Source organism: Nostoc sp. UIC 10630 (assembly GCF_010747425.1).
GTDB lineage: Bacteria > Cyanobacteriota > Cyanobacteriia > Cyanobacteriales > Nostocaceae > Nostoc.
The window spans coordinates 1-20,169 of record NZ_JAAGOG010000053.1 but is presented as its reverse complement, the minus strand read 5'-3'; the positions used below and the strand labels follow the sequence as shown (position 1 = coordinate 20,169).

Annotated in this window: 19 protein-coding genes; 13 read left to right on the top strand and 6 right to left on the bottom strand. The window is 41.1% G+C overall.

What is annotated here, in order from left to right:
- Positions 1 to 9: 9 nt before the first annotated feature.
- A complete protein-coding gene (locus tag G1O98_RS14950) occupies positions 10 to 954 on the top strand; it encodes an HNH endonuclease signature motif containing protein (protein WP_163929525.1) in 945 nt (314 codons plus the stop codon).
- 73 nt (positions 955 to 1,027) lie between these two features.
- Here G1O98_RS14950 and G1O98_RS14945 read toward each other — a convergent pair whose 3' ends face one another.
- Positions 1,028 to 2,626, bottom strand: coding sequence for a DGQHR domain-containing protein (locus G1O98_RS14945; RefSeq protein WP_163929524.1), 1,599 nt, complete (start codon positions 2,624 to 2,626; stop codon positions 1,028 to 1,030).
- A gap of 171 nt (positions 2,627 to 2,797) precedes the next feature.
- Between G1O98_RS14945 and dndC the strand changes: the two genes are divergently transcribed.
- The 12 genes from dndC (at position 2,798) to G1O98_RS14885 (ending at position 13,739) form a co-directional block, all read left to right on the top strand.
- Positions 2,798 to 4,483, top strand: coding sequence for a DNA phosphorothioation system sulfurtransferase DndC (gene dndC, locus G1O98_RS14940; RefSeq protein WP_163929523.1), 1,686 nt, complete (start codon positions 2,798 to 2,800; stop codon positions 4,481 to 4,483).
- Positions 4,484 to 4,558: 75 nt separating this feature from the next.
- Entirely contained in the window at positions 4,559 to 5,179 is a 621-nt protein-coding gene (locus G1O98_RS14935) for a Uma2 family endonuclease (protein WP_163929522.1), read from the top strand.
- Between the two features lie 193 nt (positions 5,180 to 5,372).
- Positions 5,373 to 7,361: a DNA sulfur modification protein DndD gene (dndD, locus tag G1O98_RS14930; RefSeq protein ID WP_163929521.1), complete on the top strand. Its 1,989-nt coding sequence runs from the start codon at positions 5,373 to 5,375 to the stop codon at positions 7,359 to 7,361.
- Positions 7,362 to 7,426: 65 nt separating this feature from the next.
- Positions 7,427 to 7,678 (top strand): hypothetical protein, encoded by a 252-nt coding sequence (locus G1O98_RS14925; RefSeq protein ID WP_163929520.1) that lies wholly within the window; start codon positions 7,427 to 7,429, stop codon positions 7,676 to 7,678.
- The gene (locus G1O98_RS14920; RefSeq protein WP_163929519.1) at positions 7,675 to 8,022 is read left to right on the top strand and encodes a type II toxin-antitoxin system PemK/MazF family toxin; all 348 of its coding nucleotides are present in this window, start codon (positions 7,675 to 7,677) and stop codon (positions 8,020 to 8,022) included. Before G1O98_RS14925 ends, G1O98_RS14920 begins: the two co-directional genes overlap by 4 nt.
- A gap of 30 nt (positions 8,023 to 8,052) precedes the next feature.
- Positions 8,053 to 8,439 carry a DNA sulfur modification protein DndE gene (gene dndE / locus G1O98_RS14915; protein WP_094345020.1) on the top strand — a complete coding sequence of 129 codons (387 nt, stop codon included), beginning with the start codon at positions 8,053 to 8,055 and terminating at the stop codon, positions 8,437 to 8,439.
- 51 nt (positions 8,440 to 8,490) lie between these two features.
- Complete coding sequence (locus tag G1O98_RS14910) at positions 8,491 to 9,948, top strand: DNA phosphorothioation-associated putative methyltransferase (RefSeq protein ID WP_163929518.1); 1,458 nt, start codon at positions 8,491 to 8,493, stop codon at positions 9,946 to 9,948.
- 245 nt (positions 9,949 to 10,193) lie between these two features.
- Entirely contained in the window at positions 10,194 to 11,486 is a 1,293-nt protein-coding gene (locus tag G1O98_RS14905; protein ID WP_175586683.1) for an AmpG family muropeptide MFS transporter, read from the top strand.
- Positions 11,471 to 11,869, top strand: coding sequence for an ABC transporter permease (locus G1O98_RS14900; protein WP_163929517.1), 399 nt, complete (start codon positions 11,471 to 11,473; stop codon positions 11,867 to 11,869). Before G1O98_RS14905 ends, G1O98_RS14900 begins: the two co-directional genes overlap by 16 nt.
- 188 nt (positions 11,870 to 12,057) lie before the next feature.
- The gene (locus tag G1O98_RS14895; RefSeq protein WP_163929516.1) at positions 12,058 to 12,249 is read left to right on the top strand and encodes a hypothetical protein; all 192 of its coding nucleotides are present in this window, start codon (positions 12,058 to 12,060) and stop codon (positions 12,247 to 12,249) included.
- A gap of 17 nt (positions 12,250 to 12,266) precedes the next feature.
- A complete protein-coding gene (locus G1O98_RS14890) occupies positions 12,267 to 12,812 on the top strand; it encodes a GNAT family N-acetyltransferase (protein WP_163929515.1) in 546 nt (181 codons plus the stop codon).
- 168 nt (positions 12,813 to 12,980) lie between these two features.
- Entirely contained in the window at positions 12,981 to 13,739 is a 759-nt protein-coding gene (locus G1O98_RS14885) for a HEAT repeat domain-containing protein (RefSeq protein ID WP_163929514.1), read from the top strand.
- Between the two features lie 45 nt (positions 13,740 to 13,784).
- On the opposite strand, the gene G1O98_RS14880 is transcribed toward G1O98_RS14885, so the two are convergent.
- From G1O98_RS14880 to G1O98_RS14860, 5 genes are all read right to left on the bottom strand, one after another.
- Positions 13,785 to 14,189 (bottom strand): phosphomannose isomerase type II C-terminal cupin domain, encoded by a 405-nt coding sequence (locus G1O98_RS14880; protein WP_163929513.1) that lies wholly within the window; start codon positions 14,187 to 14,189, stop codon positions 13,785 to 13,787.
- A 115-nt stretch (positions 14,190 to 14,304) separates the two neighbouring features.
- Positions 14,305 to 15,648, bottom strand: a complete 1,344-nt coding sequence (locus G1O98_RS14875; RefSeq protein WP_163929512.1) for a sorbosone dehydrogenase family protein — start codon at positions 15,646 to 15,648, stop codon at positions 14,305 to 14,307.
- A gap of 159 nt (positions 15,649 to 15,807) precedes the next feature.
- Complete coding sequence (locus G1O98_RS14870; RefSeq protein ID WP_163929511.1) at positions 15,808 to 17,019, bottom strand: EAL domain-containing response regulator; 1,212 nt, start codon at positions 17,017 to 17,019, stop codon at positions 15,808 to 15,810.
- A gap of 86 nt (positions 17,020 to 17,105) precedes the next feature.
- Positions 17,106 to 17,606: a hypothetical protein gene (locus tag G1O98_RS14865; protein WP_163929510.1), complete on the bottom strand. Its 501-nt coding sequence runs from the start codon at positions 17,604 to 17,606 to the stop codon at positions 17,106 to 17,108.
- 546 nt (positions 17,607 to 18,152) lie between these two features.
- The coding region (locus G1O98_RS14860; RefSeq protein WP_163929509.1) for a family 10 glycosylhydrolase at positions 18,153 to 20,169 on the bottom strand (2,017 nt) is incomplete at its 5' end.

Here is a 20,169-nt window from a genome sequence, read left to right as displayed (position 1 = left end):
TATATAACTATGGAATTTGCAGAAATTAGCTCTTTTCTAGACACTACAGCAGATAAACTGGAAGAGTTTTGGGATATTAAATGCTTAAGCAATATAGCCAATCAAAGAGTTCCTGACTTCGTAATGAGCGGTCGAGGAACTTTGTTGAGAGCTGATATCCATATACTCTGGACGCAGTGGTTTATTGAATCAATCTGTGACCCAGCTTTATTTGCTAATTCTAACCAGGGATATGCTCACATATTTACAACAGTTCAAAGAAGAGTACCTGTTATTTTCTCTGGGATTACTGAAGAAGAAAGAAATAAAATTTCAACATATATTGCAAGATTGGTTGATAAAGAAGTCCAGCGTAGAAAGACTAGAAAACGTATTTCTCCTAGCCTATATGATAGGAAATTATTATGGGATATCTACGGCCCTGAACAACGTTGTTGGATTTGTGGATATAAATTTACTAAGTGGGCTGAAAATAAGTTCTTAAGTTATATAAACTATAATGAAGCTCCTCTTCCTCTGTTCGTTGACTATATGACCTTACATGGTCTGAAAGAACGTCATATTTGTGTTGAAGTCGATCACGCTGTTCCCTTCTCAAAAGGTGGTGACGAAGAAGATAATCTCCGATTAGCTTGTGGATGGTGTAATTCTCATAAAAGTAATCGAGTATCTTTGTATGATGTCTCTCTTAAACCACATACATTAGTTCATCCAAAATTAGGAAAACAGAGTATTCCCCACCCGTTTTGGATTGTTCGACTATTGTCTGTACGTAGATCCTGTGAATATGAAGGTGGCTGCAATCAAACTGTAGAAAATGGGCAATTAACTGTATTTCCTAGACACCCTGAAGGTGCCATGAATCCAACCAACCTACGTGTTATATGTCCTGAGCATGATCCTTTAGGCTCAAATCGTTTTGTGAGTAGAACAATTGCAGAGCAATTTCGTTAATAGCTAGTATTTCTATTTTTAAAGCTCGGTTTTGGAAAATTTTATATGTTCTTAGTATCCATTAACTTCAGATTTAAAGAATAGGCGGAAGTCCTACAGCTTTTGGTTCAACCAAGTCGCCATCAAAACTTATAGTTTTATCTTCCACAGTCCTAGCATCTGCTAAAGCCTTACGAAGTTCAGCAGATTCCATGTGATCCTGAACTCCACCCAAAATGTAAATCAATAACTTCGCCGCCAAATCTCGTCCAGCAACCTGCACCCGCTTTTTATTTGGATCATACAAAACCCCATACCAGAGAGATTGGGGATATTCCATACCACTAAAACCACCTTGCTGGTCAAACTTCCGCAGTTTCTTAAAAATATCTGCCAGGGACAAACCTTTTTTAAAAACCAAAATTCCTAAAGCTTGCGCTAATGCAACTTGAGCAACTGGACGGAAAAGCATATTTCCTTCACCTCCATCCTTCTCAAAGCTGAAGCGCCGTAAAGCAGGTGTATCCTCGTGTTCTAAAATTTTATAACTAGAAAGACTAGCCAAAGAATCAAATAGCTTTTTAAATTCCTCAATTCCCTGCTCAATTTCTTCATCCTCTGGACGCATGGGGATTAAACCTTTCTCCAAGGGTTTCCAGTGAGGAAACTTATGAACTAAATATCGCTCAGACATATCTTGTAGAGCTTGCAAAGTCGTCAAAACTGTAGAATTGGAAGCCACCGTTGCACTATTCCAATTAACACGAGGATTGCGCTCTTGTCGTTGTTCTAATAGTGGATGTGTAACTGCAATTTTTCTAGCAACGATCGCAAAACCATCATCTTCATTCAACTGTGTTAGTTGCCCTTTAGTCAAGGGTGCAGCCATCAGGTTAACATGAACAAAAATCGATCTCACCCTCCGCCTCGCCTCGGTGCGAGTTTCCCCAGGCGCTACCGCACAGATGAACTCAATACCAATTTTTTCCTTGGGTAAATTTTGCAAGTAAGCAAGGTCTACTTGGTACTTTTCTATCAAATCATTGACTGTAATAAAACTGTCATCAGCACCTTTATCTTTTTTATATCGCTGGAGTTTGCGAGTTTTAATTAACTCCATCAACCCCTGTACACCCATTAATCGGTGTTGACCATCCAGTGCATAAATAGTCACATCATCCTCAGAAATATTTAGCAGACCTACTTTAGCGTCTTTATCTAAGGGGATAAAATCTGTAGTAGACTTGGTGGCGCGTCCTTCGCTATCCCACTCAGCAGCTTTGGGATTATCCACCCACGGTTGATTAATTACTACCAGCACTGGCGGAAACTTATGGTTGTGTCGAGCCGCCAAATACTGCACTAGTGGCGCTTGACGTGACCAATCAAGGGGACGCTGTTGAATTTCATCAATACTATCTGCGTCAATCTCGACATTATCAGTTTCAGGATTATACTTTTTTTGAAACAGAGGTAAGCCAGAGGCGAAGTGAACCCGGCCTGCAAACCATTCCAGTGTAACAGAGCTAACATAAGCCTCAGTACCACCCATCTCGGTTTTTTGAACGAGAATCTGATCTTTTCTCCCTAAAAACTTCTCTAGGAGTAAAGCTAGTACCTGTTTTTCCTTGTTTTCCCGTTCCAGGTATTCTCTAGCTATGTCAGCAGTTGGGTCAGATGCACTATCTTTCATGTTAAATTTTAAAAACAGAATTGTATTATGTAGTTTAATTTTCTAAAAAAGTATATATCACTTCTAAAGTTTTTAAAAACTTTTTTCAACCCACGGAAGTGGATTTTGTCTGTGTTACTGCAAATTCTATTTGTCCAGATATTAGACCAGTGTTTCTAGAGGTAGGGAGAAATGACTACAGCACAACAACCAGAAAATAAAAGTCAGCAAGCACGTACTGTAGCAGAGTTAGTGGACTATATCCAAGCTCTCACCACCGAAATTCAAGAATTGTATTGTTTAGACCAAGTACCTTGGGTTTTAGGCGTGTCTTGGGGAAAAGATTCGAGTGCTGTATTGCAACTTGTTTGGAATGCGATCGCTGCTCTTCCTCCAGAAAAAAGAACTAAAACAATTCATGTTATTACGACAGATACTCAGGTAGAAAATCCAATTGTTTCTGCTTGGGTTCGTACATCCATGCACCAGCTCGCATCTGCTGCAAAAGAAAGAGAGATGCCAATTGAAACTCATCTGCTTTATCCCGCAGTCAAAGATACCTTTTGGGTAAACTTAATTGGCAAAGGCTATCCTGCGCCGCGTATGCGGTTTCGCTGGTGTACTGAACGGCTGAAAATACAGCCTGCGAATACCTTTATCCGTAATATGGTTCGAGATAATGGTGAAGTAATTCTCGTTTTAGGTATGCGTAAGGCTGAAAGCAACAAACGTGCGACCGTTATGGAAAAGCACGAAAAAGGACGGGTGCGCGATCGCCTGAGTCCTAGATCGAGTTTGATTAACTCTCTCGTTTATACTCCTATCGAAGACTGGCGTAATGATGAAGTATGGCTTTACTTGATGCAGTGGCAGAATCCTTGGGGAGGAAACAACAAAGACTTATTTACTTTGTATCGAGGTGCAACAGCAGATAATGAGTGTCCTCTAGTTGTTGATACTTCTACTCCTAGTTGTGGTGATTCCCGATTTGGCTGTTGGGTTTGCACATTGGTGAGTCAGGATAAATCGATGGAAGCGATGATCCAGAATGATGAAGACAAAGAATGGATGCAACCTCTATTGGATATTCGTAATGAACTAGACATTAAAGAGGACTGGGATAAGAGAGACTTTAGAAGAATTTGGGGTGAAGTCCAACTTTTTGAGCGTAACAAAGATGGGGAAATATCTGTTGAACCAATACCTGGCCCCTATACCAAATATTGGCGGGAACATTGGCTTAGACGATTATTGGAAGCGCAAACAAAAACCCGTCGGACAGCGCCAGAAAATATGCGCGACATCACCCTAATTACTCTAGAAGAAATGAGCGAAATTCGCCGCATTTGGCTAGAAGAAAAACACGAATTTGATGATAGCTTACCTCGAATTTATCAAGAAGTGACTGGTGAAGAGTTCACAGACCCACGTCCTGGTGCTGATTATAGCCTGTTAGGTGTAGATGAATGGGCAGTACTAGAAGAAATTTGTGAAGGCGATACTATGCACTTTGAACTCATGGCAAAGCTATTAGACACAGAACACCAATATCGCAAAAAGACTCGTCGCACGGGAATATACAACACTTTAGAGAAATGTTTTGATACGAGTTCGCGCTCCCAAAAAGATGCAATTGATAATGCTCATTTAAAACGCGATTTAAGAGAAGCAATTAGTCAAGGCGATGTTGTAAAATTCAGGGAAAAGTTTAAGCAACTGACATTGGGTGATGCTGAGGTCGTGGATGAAATAAAAGATACAGCAAATGAAGTATTTGTAAATTCAAACAATAATGTATCCGCAACTCCTCCTACAGAGGAGACTGAAAAACCTCAAACTTGGGCAAGTATGAAATTTAAAAAGGAAAACTCAAAATAATAGAAGACGGGAGTCAACCAAACTACTTAAAGAACGCTTGACAAAGCTGGGTTATCTTAAAACAAGCGAGGTTCTATGATTCAAGCCATACACAAATTAGTAACTTTTGAAGATTTTGCAGCTTGGCGGCCGGAGGGTGGGAGATACGAACTACATGATGGCGTGATTGTTGAAATGGCACAACCAGTGGGAGATCATGAGGATGTTGTTGGTTTTTTGGCTCTAAATATATCTATCGAAATTGGGCGACAAAAACTTCCTTACTTCATTCCAAAAACTGTATTAGTTAAGCCATTTGAAGGTGAATCAGCTTATTCACCAGATATCTTAATAATCAATCGACCAAATTTAGTGAATGAGCCTTTATGGAAAAAAGAATCAACTGTATCTCAAGCTACATCTATTCCCTTAGTTATTGAGGTTGTTAGTACTAATTGGCGAGATGATTACTACAAAAAATTAGCTGATTATGAAGCTATAGGTATTCCCGAATATTGGATTATAGATTATGCGGCTATAGGTGCTAGGAAGTTTATTGGCAATCCTAAGCTGCCTACTATATCCATTTATCAATTAATTGATGGTGAGTACCAAGTTACTCAATTTAAAGGCGATACCCATATTATCTCGCCTACTTTCCCAGAATTGAATTTAACCGCCGAACAGATTTTTCAAGCTGGAGGTGTGCAAATCTAGCCACGCTTACCAACACCGAGACAGATACAATCGCATTTCTTAACAGTTAGTGATGGTATTATCTATATTTCATAGACAATATTTTTTCTCAATGCGTCAGACAAAACCATCTAATTAATTTTATCTGATTCCTTTCATCACAAACTTTCTGCTTCTGCGATCGCTGTCGAACTCATGTTAATCTTAAAAATCAATGATATTTCTTGAACTCGTTCTACAAAACTTTGGCCCCTACAGTGGAAAACAGGTAATCAATCTTAACCCAAAAATTGATGAGGAAATCTCACACCCAATTATCTTATTAGGTGGGATGAATGGCGGCGGAAAAACCACGCTTATGGATGCCATTCGTCTCGCCCTTTATGGCCCCCGTGCCCAATGTTCTACTCGTGGTAATTTAAGTTATAGCGATTTTCTCAATCAATGCGTTAACAATAAAATAGATCCAGTTGCAGACACGCGGATTGAATTACTTTTTGAACATATTGAAAACGATAAACCAATAAAATATCGTGTTGTGCGTAGTTGGACAAAAAATCCTAAAGATGGTAAGGATACATTAGGGATTTTAGGCGACAGTGATACATGGCCGGATGCTTTAGTTAATATCTGGGATGAATATATTGAAAATCTCCTGCCATTAGGGATTTCTAACTTATTTCTCTTTGATGGTGAACAAGTTAAAGAACTTGCAGAACAGGAAACACCACCACCAGTTGTAGTAGATGCAATTCGTGGACTTTTAGGGCTAGAGTTAGCAGATCGTTTAGCGGTTGATTTAGATATTTTAGTTAACCGTAAACTTAAAGAAGTTGGTAATAGTAAGGATTTAGCAAATCTAGAAGAAATTGAAACTAGGTTAACCCAACAGCAAGAAGATTATCAAACCACAGAAGAGAAAGTAGAAATTCTCAAAAATCAGGTAGAAGAATTAGAACAAAAACAGCAAGAAGCTTTTGATAAATTCATTTCTGAAGGTGGGAAGATTGCAGCAGAACGCAATCAACTAGAACTACAGCAAAATACAAAAACTGCGGAAATTGAACAAGTACGTCAGTCAATGTGTGAATTGGCGGCTGATGTTTTACCTCTAGCATTAATTCCCAATTTGCTTAATCAGGCGCAGACACAGGGAGAAAAGGAATTTCGCCATCAACAGGTACAAATCTCCAAGGATTTGTTAATTGAACGAGATCAGCGTTTACTCGCTTGGCTACATCAAGTAGAAATTTCTCCGATACAAGTTGAAAAAATTCAATCATTTTTAATCCAAGATGTAGATAGTTTATATACAAAGACTCTCCAGACGGAAGCACCTTGGTTATTAGCTGATGATGAAACTTTAAGTCAACTGGATAATCTTATATATCACTTACAAAATTCTAAACTTTCTGCAAAAGAGAAATTAGCTATTCTCAAAAATAAAGAAGAAGAAATTCATACTCTAGAAAGACAGGTGCAAACAGCAGCAGCACCAGAAGATTATACAAAGCTGCATCAAGCACTAGAAGCGGCACAAAATCAAGTTGTTGAAGCTAAAGCAAATTATGAAACTATTCGCCGCCGTTTAGCTGAATTAGAAACTATTATTGCTAAGTCAAAAAGAGAATTAAGTGATTATACTGTAGAAAATATTAAGCATAAAAATAGCGAACATATTATTACCTCTGCGGCTAAAGTTCAAAATACACTCAAGATTTTTCGTGAAAAATTAACTCTGCGAAAACTCAATAAATTAGAAGAAGAAGTGAAAAATTGCTTCCTTTATCTTCTCCATAAATCAGACTTAGTGCATCGCATCACTATTGATACTAAGACTTTCAGCCTTTTGCTTTACGATTTAAATGGTAAACCCGTCCCTAAACATCGTTTATCAGCAGGCGAAAAACAATTACTTGCGATCGCCTTTCTCTGGGGTTTAGCCAAAGTCTCTGGACACCGCCTACCAGTAGCAATCGATACGCCATTAGGTAGACTAGACTCCTCTCATCGCAGCAACTTAGTTGAACGTTACTTTCCATCCGCCAGTCATCAAGTAATTTTGTTGTCTACGGATACTGAGATTGGAAAGAAAGAAGTCGAAACACTGCGAGAAAATGAAGCGATCGCACGCGAATATCTCCTCAAATACGACTCCTCCACCCGCCAAACAACAGTGATAGAAAATCAATATTTTTGGTAATAGATATCGTTTAAAAAAGATATTTACAATATATATCACGACCTTTGGAAAGTAGATAAGCAATTATGAACTCGCCCCATCTATTAAAAATAGAGAATGACCTACGTGTTCTGTCATTAGAAGAATTAGAATGGTTATTAAAACGGATCGCAAAACAAGTGCAAGAAAAAAAGCAAATAGTAAATAAATTTACTGATGTTAAATATATGAATGAACAACTAGTTGCAATGGCTAGTGATTTAGATATAAAAACAGAAATTAACTCTATCAATCATGAATTTGGTGTTACAGAAATGGATGGTTTGGAAAAACTGTGAGCATTGAAAGAGGACAAATTTATTTTGTCAATCTTAATCCAGTGCTGGGCCGAAAACAGGCAGGAACAAGACCAGTTTTAGTTTTATCTATAGATGCTATAAATCAATCACCTTTAGTTGTGACTGTAATTGTCGGTACGAAAGGAACAAATATTAAGCGTGATTATCCAACTAATATCCGAGTCTCGCCTGGCGACAGTGGATTGCTTATAGAAACAGTGTTCTTATGTTTTCAAATTCGTTCTTTAGATCCAAATCGCTTTCCTGCTGATCCATCTGGCAAGATTTCTGACTCCAAGATGCTTGAAGTTGAAACTGCGGTTCGCTACTGTTTGGGTTTATGAACGAAAACTACCTCAATTTTTAGGAAGATAATGGAATCACCGATTGAAAGGATAAAACTCTCCCAAACAGCTAAAGACCAACTTACCAAACTTAAGCGCAGCACCAAAATTGACCAATGGAATATCCTATGCCGTTGGGCATTTTGTCGTTCCCTCGCAGAATCAACCACACCCTCCCCTGTCCCAATTCCCCAAGATAGCAACGTCGAAATGAGTTGGCGCGTTTTTGGTGGCGAAATGTCCGATATACTCCTCCTAGCCCTCAAGCAACGCTGTCACAATGACGGTTATCCCACCGATAAAGAAACCCTCGCCACCCAATTCCGCTTACATTTGCATCGAGGAATTGGCTACTTAGCAGGCGATCCAAATATCAAGAAAATTGAAGATTTAATTGAACTGGCGGTTAAAAATTGAAAGGATATTAGTTGACTGTTAACTGTTCACTGTTAACTGACAAATAATATTATGCCTGAAGCGCTAGAAATCGAGCGTCATAGAGCTGCGATCGCTCGCATTGATATATCTCGCCCTGTACGACTGGCTATAGAAGGGTCAATCCTCAATCAAGACACCACTTTTTTTGACTACGGCTGCGGCTACGGTGGCGATGTCCAGCGAGTAAAAAACTTAGGCTACACCAGCGCAGGCTGGGACCCTTACTACTATCCCGATGTCCCACACATCCCCGCCGATGTGGTCAACTTGGGCTATGTCCTCAACGTCATTGAAGACTCAGAGGAACGCCGTCAAAGCCTAATCCAAGCTTGGGAACTCACCGGTAAAGTTTTAATTGTCGCGGCTCAAATTCTGATTAACGCTCCCAGCAAAACCCAACTTGCTTACAATGATGGCATTGTGACGCGCCGCAATACTTTCCAGAAATATTACGAACAACAAGAACTCAAAACCTATATTGATGAAGTCCTAAATGTAGATGCAGTACCGATCGCACTAGGCGTTTACTTTGTTTTTCGAGACGAAGCTGAAAAAGAAAGTTACAAAGCTATCCGCTTCTTTTCTGCGACTTCTACACCGCGAGTCCGCATCCCTACTAAGCGATTTGAAGATTATCAAGAACAGTTGCAACCACTCATGGCTTTCTTTACCAAACGCGGTAGACTACCCGTAAAAGGCGAATTGGAGAATGAACAGGAATTACTGAGCGAATTTGGTAACTTCCGCCGCGCCTTTGGTGTAGTTTTGCAAGCTACTGATGAGGCTGAATGGGATGCGATCGCTTATCGTCGTTCTCTAGATATCCAAGTGTATCTCGCCCTCACCCACTTTGATAAACGCCCTGCATGGCAGAAACTAGCCCCAGAAATGCGCCACGATATCAAAGCCTTTTTTAGTAGTTATGAAGAAGCTTGTCAAGTAGCTGACCAAAAGCTTTTCAGCTTGGGTAAACCTGGGGTAATTCAAACTGCTTGCGAAAAAAGCAAAATTGGTAAACATACGCGCGGTGCGCTTTATGTACATGTTTCCGCATTAGCAGCACTTGACCCCATACTACGAATTTGTGAAGGTTGCGCTAGCCGTACCATTGGCCGTGTCGATGAAGCTACGTTAATCAAATATCACACTGATAAGCCGCAAATATCCTATCTGTCTTACCCCGAATTCGATACTGATCCTCACCCCGCGTTAAAAGCCAGCATCGGTATTGATTTAAAAACCCTATTCGTCACTCATCGAGACTACGAAACTAGGGCAAATCCGCCGATTTTGCATCGTAAGGAAACATTTGTTACCAGCAACTACCCACGCTACGAAGAATTTGCTAAACTCACCCAACAAGAACAGGAATTAGGGCTGCTTAACCAAAAAAGCGACATTGGTACGCGTGAAGGTTGGGAAAAATGCCTTGCCACACACAGAGTAGAAATCAGGGGGCATCAGGTTTATCCAATTCAAGAAAGTTAATAAAACGCTGACACTATAAGGTTATCCTGAATTTGTATTTAACCCAAGTAAATCTTGGTAGTTTGTCATGTTTGCGGAAATTCACACAGCAGCGATGACAGTTTCAATCCCCCATCGGGATTAATAAGGAACTGCCGCCACTCTGATAATTCAAACCTTTATAGGTACTAGTTACATGATATGCTTTTACATTTCCTCGTTGGATTTTATTGATATTTCCTCAAAAGAGGCTAAAAGTTGAAACTATGAGGAAAATTAAATCGCTACTGGGAGTTTTCGGTAGTCGCAAGATGGCGGCTTTATTATTTTTAGGTTTTTCATCGGGTTTACCGTTATTGTTAATCGGTAATACCTTAAAGGCTTGGATGACCGTAGAGAAGGTAGATTTAGCCGCTATTGGTTGGTTTAGCCTCGCTAGTTTGCCTTATTCCTTAAAATTTTTGTGGTCGCCGTTGGTAGACAGGTTCACCTTACCAATTTTGGGACGACGACGGGGTTGGTTAATTTTGACGCAGATTGCTTTGATTGTAGCGATCGCATTCATGGCTTTTCAACAACCAAAACAAGCATTACAACTACTAGCCATCAACGCCATAGTCATCGCTTTTATCAGTGCAACTCAAGATATCGCCGTTGACGCCTACCGTACCGATGTTCTAGAAAAACTAGAAATGGGGGCTGGTGCAGCAGTTTTTATCTTAGGTTATCGAATTGCCCTGTTAGTCGCAGGTGCTTTAGCCTTGATACTTGCTGACAAACTACCTTGGTCATCGGTTTACTTGTTTATGGCAGGGACGATGGTAATTGGTATTTTTGCGACCTTGTTCGCACCGGAACCCAAGGAAATTAGCCCTCCAGCTTCTCTTGTTGATGCTGTCATCTTGCCCTTTGGGGAATTTTTTCAGCGTCAAGGGGTTATCAAAGCTATTCTCATGCTTGCATTCATTACCCTATACAAGCTAGGTGATGCTTTGTTGAGCAATATGACCACGCCTTTTTTGCTGCAAACAGGTTTTACCAAAACCGACATTGGGGCAATTCAAGTGGGGATGGGGTTAATTGCGACAATTGTCGGTGCTTTAGCAGGTGGTTCAATTTTGAGTGCTATTGGTATCAATAGATCGCTTTGGGTTTTTGGTATCCTACAAGCAGTAAGTAATTTAGCTTACTTTTTTCTAGCATACATCGGTCAAAACTACCAAGCTATGGTATTTGCCATCAACGTAGAACAATTTTGTGGTGGATTGGGGACAGCAGCCTTTGTTGCCTTTTTGATGAGTCTTTGTAACCAGAGGTTTTCCGCAACCCAATATGCTTTGTTATCCAGCTTAATGGCTGTCAGCCGCGATATTCTGTCGGCCCCTGGAGGCGCGATCGCTCAAAGCACGGGTTGGCCTGTATTTTTCTTAATTACCATCGCCGCCGCCGTACCAGGACTACTCCTATTACCAGTATTTGCCCCCTGGAACCCTCAGCCAGTGGCAGTATCCAGACCAGGACTTGAGGACGAAGAAGAGGATATATGGGGAATCAAGTAGTTATTGCTGTCGGTACATTCATCCTCTTACTTACTGGTTTATTACTTGGCTATGTTCTCTCGCAGTTAGTTCTAGGATTTCTAGCATTTAACCTCTTAACTTTTTTCGGAACACTCAGCCTAATTTTAATTTTTGGGACACTTTATTACGTTTTATTTTGGCAGTTACGAAGAGATCAGTCCCGACCATCAACAAATCAAGAGATATCAAACCAGATAGACGATGATGTATCTGATAGCTATCTAAAAAACAGACTGATCGCTAAATTATCTGGTGACACTGCCGCAGCCGAACGGTTAATTGAACAGGCAAAGGAAACTTATCCTGGGATGCCGGAAAATTGGTATTGCGAAAGAGTGCTTGATGATTTGGAGCGCAGCTAATAGTGCTGCGGGAGCAGGGGGCAGGGGAAGCAGGGGAAGAAGAACTATTTATTGATTCTTGAGCCATGCCCAATGCCCAATGCCCTATTCCCTATTTCGATATACAGAAAATTGCTAAAATAAAGAATACTTCATAAATCTTGAGCTAAGTTCTCATAAGAGTTCCTAGCCTACTTTGCAATTAAAATATGGCTATTTTTCGTCAATACATCGCTCCACTGCTTGTAGTTTTGGTATTTGTCTTTGCCCTAGTCGCAGTTAGCGCCCGCATATTTTTACCCTCTGATATGGCAGCACCGGCACCAATTGAAGAGGTTGGGGTAAGTTCTCAACCCACTCCTGCTAATTTGCCACCAACAGTCCAAAACTCAGCTAGTTAACTCAATAAACGCCAGAAGTGTCTGAGCAACTACTACCGGGGTATATTATTCGCCGTGGTTCCTTATTGGAGCGATCGCTACTGCTTAAGTTCATGCACCGAACTTATCAGGATCTCTTTCCCAATGAGGATTTTTCTCACCTAGAGCAAACAGTTAAGCAATACTTTTCTAGCGATACGCCCTTGTGGTGGGTAGAAGAAGAGAGGGATCAGGGGGACAAGGGGACAAGGGGACAAGGGGACAAGGAGAATAATTATACTCAATTCCCAATTCCCAATTCCCCATGCCCCATTGCCTGCCTTTGGGTGGGCAATGCTATAGATCAAGTACAGGGTAATCGCCATGCTCACATCTTTATCCTCTACGTTGTACCAGAACATCGGCGGCAAGGTATTGGTAAAGCCTTAATGCAATATGTGGAAAATTGGGCTATTCAAAGAGGCGATCGCCAGATTGGATTACAAGTGTTTCAATCAAACAAACCCGCATTAAATCTTTACAATCAGTTAGGTTATCAAACCCAATCCCTGTGGATGGTAAAATTCCTGAGTGCAGAAAAATAAAATAGAGGATAGCCGTAATATACTTTAGTGTTTGAGTATGTAGCGGTTCTCGTTTGGATAAAATTCGACGAGGGGAAAAGAAAGTGTATAATTACGCAACTTATAAAGTTTTAACTTATTGGCACGGGGGATTATGTGTTAATCCCTTTTCGGGATTGAAATGAAATTATGTATGACGAAGACGATCTAAGCCTACTCGATATTGAGGAGGAACTAGAAAGCCCCCTAGATAAAATAGAGCCATTAACTGACGATTCAGTTGTGGCGAAGCCCGATCCTGAAGTGATGCTAGCCCTCCTGGAAAATCCCCAGCCCCAGCAAAGAATGTTAGCAGCGCGTGCTTTTTGTGATATAGAAGATGCGCGTGCTACCCCTCATCTGATTCGCCTGTTAACTGATATTTGTCCCTTAGTCCGGGTGAGCGCATCTTATGCTCTCGGACGCAATCCCAGTTCAGAAGCAGTGGCTCCATTAATTGCTCAACTAAACAGTGATTGGAATGGCTACGTGCGTAAAGGCGTTGTTTGGGCTTTAGGAAACTGTCGCGATCGCCGTTCTTTACCGCCCCTAGCAGATGCCTTAAGAACTGACATTTCCGCAGTGCGTTTGTGGGCTGCTAGCGCCTTAGCACAGATGGCAGAGGTTGGTTATGAAGCAGTTATAGGGGCAATACCACCATTAATTGAAGCCTTAGTCAAAGATCCCGTGGCAGCAGTGCGAAGCAACAGTGCTTGGGCAATTGGTCAACTGTGCCGCGAATTGCCTTCTAATGTAGTTTATGCCACAGCGATCGATGCTCTAATTCAAGCCTTTGCCGAAGACCAAGACCTAGGAGTCCGGGAAGACGCGAAAGCTTCACTGTTAGGAGTGGGCGATCCCCGTGGCTTGCAGCTGATTGAAACCCTCGAACAAGAAGGGTGGTTTTGATTTGGGCATTAATCACTTAAATCTGAAATCCTAACTCAGCATGGCCTAACCTTCAGCTCCAGATTTGACCAAATTTAAGTCATAAGGGCGCTCAGTATCATCTTCGCCCAAATACTCACCATTTTGAATTTCCAGAATGACTAGCGGTATGTGTCCAGGATTTTCTACCTTATGTAGGGTTGCTGCGGGAACATAAGTTGATTCGTTTCGATTCAGTAATATTTCCGCATCGCCACAAGTAACCTTGGCTACACCGGAAACTACAACCCAATGCTCATTGCGGTGATAATGAATTTGTGGTTTGATGCCGTGTCTGGGCTTGATTTCAACACGGCTAATTCTATAGGTATCTCCCTCCTCGATCACCTCCACCTCACCCCAGTATCGTGTGCCTGAATGTGGAGGCAATTCGTTCATATTTGACTGAGTATTATTTTCGTTGGGAGTCATAATGAATTTCTCAACCAGATAAGTATTAGTATTTTTCTGTAATTTACCGTAAACGGGATAAACCTGGATAGGGATATACAGTCACAACTGCTGTAACTTTACTCTAGGGAATTATTCATCCCCCCGTATACTGAATCCGATAAATCCGATTATTGGCTTCTTCTGTTAGCAGTAAACTGCCATCTGGCAGCACCAGTAAACCTACAGGTCGTCCCCAAGTGGTTGGTACAGAAGGATTTAGTAAAAAGCCTGTGAGAAAGTCTTCGTAGTAGCCAAGCGATCGCCCTTTACCATCGAAGGGAACAAATACAATTTTATAACCAGTACCGCGATCGCGGTTCCAAGAACCACGAAAAGCAACAAAAGTACCGTTTTGGTATTTTTCTGGAAATGTTTTCCCATCATAAAACTGCAAACCCAATGCTGCTGAATGCGCTTGGAATAGGACATCTGGCGTTTGAGTACGGGCTGCTAATTCGGGGCGTTTACTTTTGCCATCCGTTTTTTGACGCGGATCGAGGTTGTTTGGTGTCAGATAAGCATAAGGCCAGCCATAAAATGCCCCCTGTTTAACCCGTGTTAAATAGTCTGGAACCAAATCATCACCGATTCCATCGCGTTCGTTAATACTGGCGTAAAGTTCCTTAGTTTCAGGATGAAAGTCTAAACCAACAGGGTTACGCAAGCCGGAAGCGAAAGTTTGTTGCTGGGAACCATCTAAATTCATTATCTGTATTGAAGCCCGTGGTAGGGGTTCCTCATCTACATTAGTTCCCGATCCAACTGAGACATATAATTTATTGCGATCGGGTGAGACAACGACATTGCGCGTCCAATGGTTGTTATAACCTTGAGCGGGCAAGTCGGCGATTTTTTCTCCTTTACCTGTAATCTTGTTTTGACCTTGAGTATAGGGAAAACGCACCACAGCATCTGTATTCCCCAGAAAAAAGGAATTATCTGCAAAAGCCATACCAAAGGGTCTATTGAGTCCGTTGTCCCCACTAGCAAAGGTTTCTCGAACATCGGCTACGCCGTCACCGTTGCTGTCACGTAACAAACGAATTCTGTTTTGCCCGGTTTCAGTCACCAGAACATCACCACTGGGAGTTAAAGCTAGCCAGCGTGGGGCATCTAAACCTTCAGCAAAGACGTTAACTGTAAAGCCTCTTGGTACGCGCAGCACCGGATTTTGCGGAATAGGCACAACTTCAGGCCGCTTGGAAGCACTTTCTGTTGCAAAGGGTGCTGGTAAATTCTTCAGATTTATCCGAATGGGTGTAGGTGAAAGTGCTTCAGTACGAACAATATTTTTTGGCTGTGTAGGATTCTGTGTCCGTTGGGCAGAAGATACAGATATTTGGGGTATGGGATTATCTGAGGAAGCGCGTGTCTGGTTACAGGCTGCTGCCAAAATCATTAAAAAAACTGGTAGCAATAAACGCGCAAAAACTTTCATGACGGTGGACACTATGACACAATTTTCTTACTTTAGACTTGAGACTTAATAATTGTCGCCAGTCTAAAGTCCGATTTTGCTTACTTAGTCACCCCATTAAGTTACTGGGAAAATAATTTACTCTCTCATTCCCAATGCCCAATGCCCAATGCCCAATATTCATACATATAAGCATTTGTTAGTCAATAAAAAATTTTCAAACTCTGCTGCTGGTAATGGACGACTAAATAGAAAACCTTGCATAGAATTACAGTTTTGTTGGCGCAAAAAAGCAAGTTCTGCTTCCGTCTCTACACCTTCAGCGATTACATTTAGATTGAGATTGTGACCCATTTGAATTAATGCTTCAGTAATTGCTGATTTCTGTGGATCGTTAGCAACATTATGGATAAAATAACGGTCGATTTTTAATGTGTTAATTGGTAAGTTTTTCAGATAAATTAGAGAAGAATAGCCTGTACCAAAATCATCGATCGCAATTTTGATACCCAAGGATTGCAATTTGCTCATAGTAGCGATCGCACTATTTACATCTTGCATAATCATACTTTCAGTAAGTTCTAGCTCTAAGTCATCTGGTTGCAAATCATTGATAGTTATAAAATTGACTATTTTATTAATAAAATCTGGCTGATTAAATTCAATTACTGACAGATTGACAGCAACAATCAAGGAATTAATTCCGGCATCACGCCAGATTTTTATCTGTTTACATACACTTTTTAATACCCATTTACCGATTGGAACAATTAAACCTGTAGACTCTGCTAACGGGATAAATTCTGTTGGGTAAACTATCCCCAATTCTGGGCTTTGCCAGCGCAATAGACTTTCAGCAGCTACTATTTTCCCAGAAGCAATATCGACTATTGGTTGATAATAAATTTCAAATTCCTGGAATTTATGTTGTTTGATAGCTCGGTGCAAGCAAATTTCTAACAACTGCATTTTGGGAGACAAGTTGTTAATTCTAGTCTGAGTAGATAAATATCTTTTTAAAGTAGCGTGCTTTTCCAACCGATTCATGATGGCACTTAATAACTCAGCCCGACTAAAGGGCTTAGTTATATAGTCATCGGCCCCCATATCCATACCTTGACGAAAGTCAGATTTGGCAGATTTGGCAGTGAGAAAAATGAAGGGAATTGTTGCCGTTGATGGATCTTGGCGTAACGCGCTTAGAACGCCGTAACCATCAATTTCTGGCATCATCATATCACAGAGAATTAAGTCAGGAACTTCACAGATAGCCAAATGCACGCCGATCCTACCATTAGCGGCAGCAATGGTTTCAAAATCCTCAGCTTCTAGCAAATCTAAAATATTTTCACGGACTGCTTCCTCATCTTCTATTATTAAAATTTTGGGCATAAGTTACCTCAATTTATTTTTTATTATTTAATGATATAATGACAGTAAACTTTATACCAAATCACGATGTACTTGTGACAAAGATTTTATATTTGTAGATATCTATAATTTTTTTTACAAATAACATTTCTAATCGAATAGAAATGGCAAGTCCAAAAGCCAGAATGTTTAACTTTTTTCCACACTTGATAACCCATGATAGGAAAAACATTTTTGTTCATAAATTTACTAGCAAAATCTTCCCAATTATTGCAGATGTAAATTACTGCTGGGCTGGAGAAGAATAAATATTGCAGATGTTTAAAATTTTCAACTAGCGTCCACCATATTTCCCAATATGAACGCCTAACTAAATCTTGTGGTTGTAGTCTGCTAAAGTTGAGTTCTGTTTGGTTCGCTTTTAGCACGATGCCTTCTGTTATTAGCAATCCGATAAACTGGAAAGTGGCGTTGAATATAGTGCGAAATCGTCTTTTACCCTCACGCAATGCTACTTCTGCTACACGGGAGGTACTATTCACAGAAACTCCAATGAGATGATTCGATTTGTCGTATCTGTCAGTACTATAGCGCGTGCTAGTGACCATTTGTACTTGGGTAATTGTCTCTTAACGAGAATTTAATATCCTACCTCAAACGAACTAAAACTGGTGTCAATACTTGTCGGATTTTGGGGAAAACGGTAAGGGGAAAGGGGAATTAAAAAACTTTTAACCTTTTACCCAAACTCAGTTCCGAGTTAAAAATGCTTAACTGAGCAGTATTGATACTGGTGTTACCTCTAGTTTTATATATCAAAAAATAGTTATCTAAAGCTGCTTATATTAAGTATTCTCCAATATTTTGGCCCTAAATAAATAGGAATATTTGGGATATAAACACAGCAAAAATTATGTTAATAATTACAAAGTGGCTTATATCTTGGTAGTTCTGAATTGGGAAGATACAAAGAAGAAACTTGTTCAATGATTCTCCCTTGTCCCTTTTATCTCCCCCTACTCCCCTGCCTCTCAATACTTTTCGGTTAAGGGGGAAAGGGTTTAAATTTGCCTTTACCCCAAACCCAGTAAGCTTTCTCCAGACCACAAGAGAGATTGTTGGGTTTATCGGAAAAGTATTGGCATGCCTCTTCACTAGGGATGCAACTGCAACCGCCGTTCGCCGTAACGCAATAGTCTTTCTATAGTTACAAGTCGATTTTCCCAAACTTTGACTTGATAGGAATTCGACTTAATTTCTTGGCTCATCAATACTCGAAATTGAGACTGGAATCGAGTTAGAGAGGCTTTTGCCACTAGTAAATTACTAGGAGAAGGGGAAGCAGCAAGCTGATTTAAAGCACTGCGTAAAACTTCTGCCTGGTTGTTAAAATCTGATATTGTCTGGGCAGGTCTTTCTGGTGGGTCATTTTGGAAAACAAATTTCCATTCTCGTTGCAGCGCAGTGTAACGGATGGCGGCAGTTTGAAAAGGTTGGCGGTGGGGAATCGGTTCACTTTTTGTAGATTGAACTCTGCCTTGGGTACTAATAAAAAGCTTTTGTAGATCGTTATTAAAATTCTCTGCGGCAAAGAGTGCGTAACCACTAACTGGCAAGTCCCTTACCAACTGGAGTTGATCGAACGTCCCGATTGTTGGTAAAGAAAGTAAGCGAATTCCTGGCACTAACAATGTAGCTCCCAATTGTTTAGAGGCGATCCAGGGTTGGGCTAGTCGTTGAAAGCGAGAAGTATCTAGAGCATAAGTCATGGGAACGATTAAATCTACATCTCCCCGTCTTGCCCAAGTTTCCCAGTTTTGTTGAATTTTCTGAATTCGCTCTTGTTCTGGCAAAGGAAATACAGCAACCGACAAAATCAAATTCGGTCGTTTTTGTCGCAACTGCTCTGATACTTTCGCAACAAAGCTATCAACTTGCTCAGTGCGAAATGCTGTCCACTTTTGCCATAGTTCTGGTTGACTGGGGGAAATATTTATCGGATCTATGCCAGTAAGTTGCTGAAACTGCGCTCTTGCAGCTTTGCCATAACCATAAATTCGACCTGCTGATGGGTCTTGAAAGGGGTAGCGAATGTAGTCTAGTTGTAGACCATCCACGTCATAGTGAGTAACGATTTCCTCGTACAGCTTGAGTAAGTATTGCCGCACTTCGGGGTTGGCTGGGTCAAAGAATTGCTTAGTCTGACCAACGGGAATCATTTTGCCAAGATTATCGTAGTTTGCCCAATCAGGATGAGCCGCCAGCACTGGTCCTGGATAATTTGGATTAAGGTTGATAATCTCATTGTGCCGTTGATTGCCAGCAGCAAAAGTCCAAACCCAAGCGTGTAATTCCATGTCGCGCTCATGGGCTAATTTCACCGCATCTTTCAGTGGGTCCCACCCATGAATTAGGGGGTTTTGCTCTTTTGCAACTTGGCTGGGATAAATGGTATAGCCCGCATTAACAGTTTCAAAGAAGACAGTATTAATCCCAGTTTGGGCCAAGCGATCAAAAATCTGGGCTAATCCCGCCTTGCTACCAGCACGAACAATCGTCCCCCTATCTAACCAAACTGCCCGAATTTCTGGTTGAGCTAACCTCCGATCAATTGGGAACTGCTGCCACAAAATTGTCTTTGCTGCCAGCCACTGCTGACGAGCTAGAGCATAGTTTTTTTGGGCAATCAATTGGGGTAAGTTTTTGGAAATTACCCTTGCTTGTGCCAAGGCTTGGTCTTTGCTTGTGGCTAGCCCACCCAATTTAGTTGAGGCTAATTGTATTGGCTGCTCCTTGACAGATTGGGAGTTGTAGGTTTCCAAATGCCTAGAGGACTGTTTTCCCTCAGATATGCCAACGCCTTCTTTAACCGCATCGGCTGACACCGCTAAATGAGCGCTTTCCACCCGGCCAATGAGATTTTCTAGCTCTTGCTGGAGAGCGATCGCTTGATTGTTGTCAATCGGCTCATTGGAGTTGGGTGCAACATCTAGACGCACCGCCTGTTCCAGCTGGTCAATGGCCTCTTGCGAACTTGGTGGTTTAACTATAGGAAGCGCTCTCGGTATGGGAGCAGTAGCAGTTTTAGGAGGAAGAGATGAGGGAGATGAACTACTCCTCTGTCCCTCTGCCCCTCTGCTCCCCTGCTCCCCTGCTCCCCTGCTCCCTGCC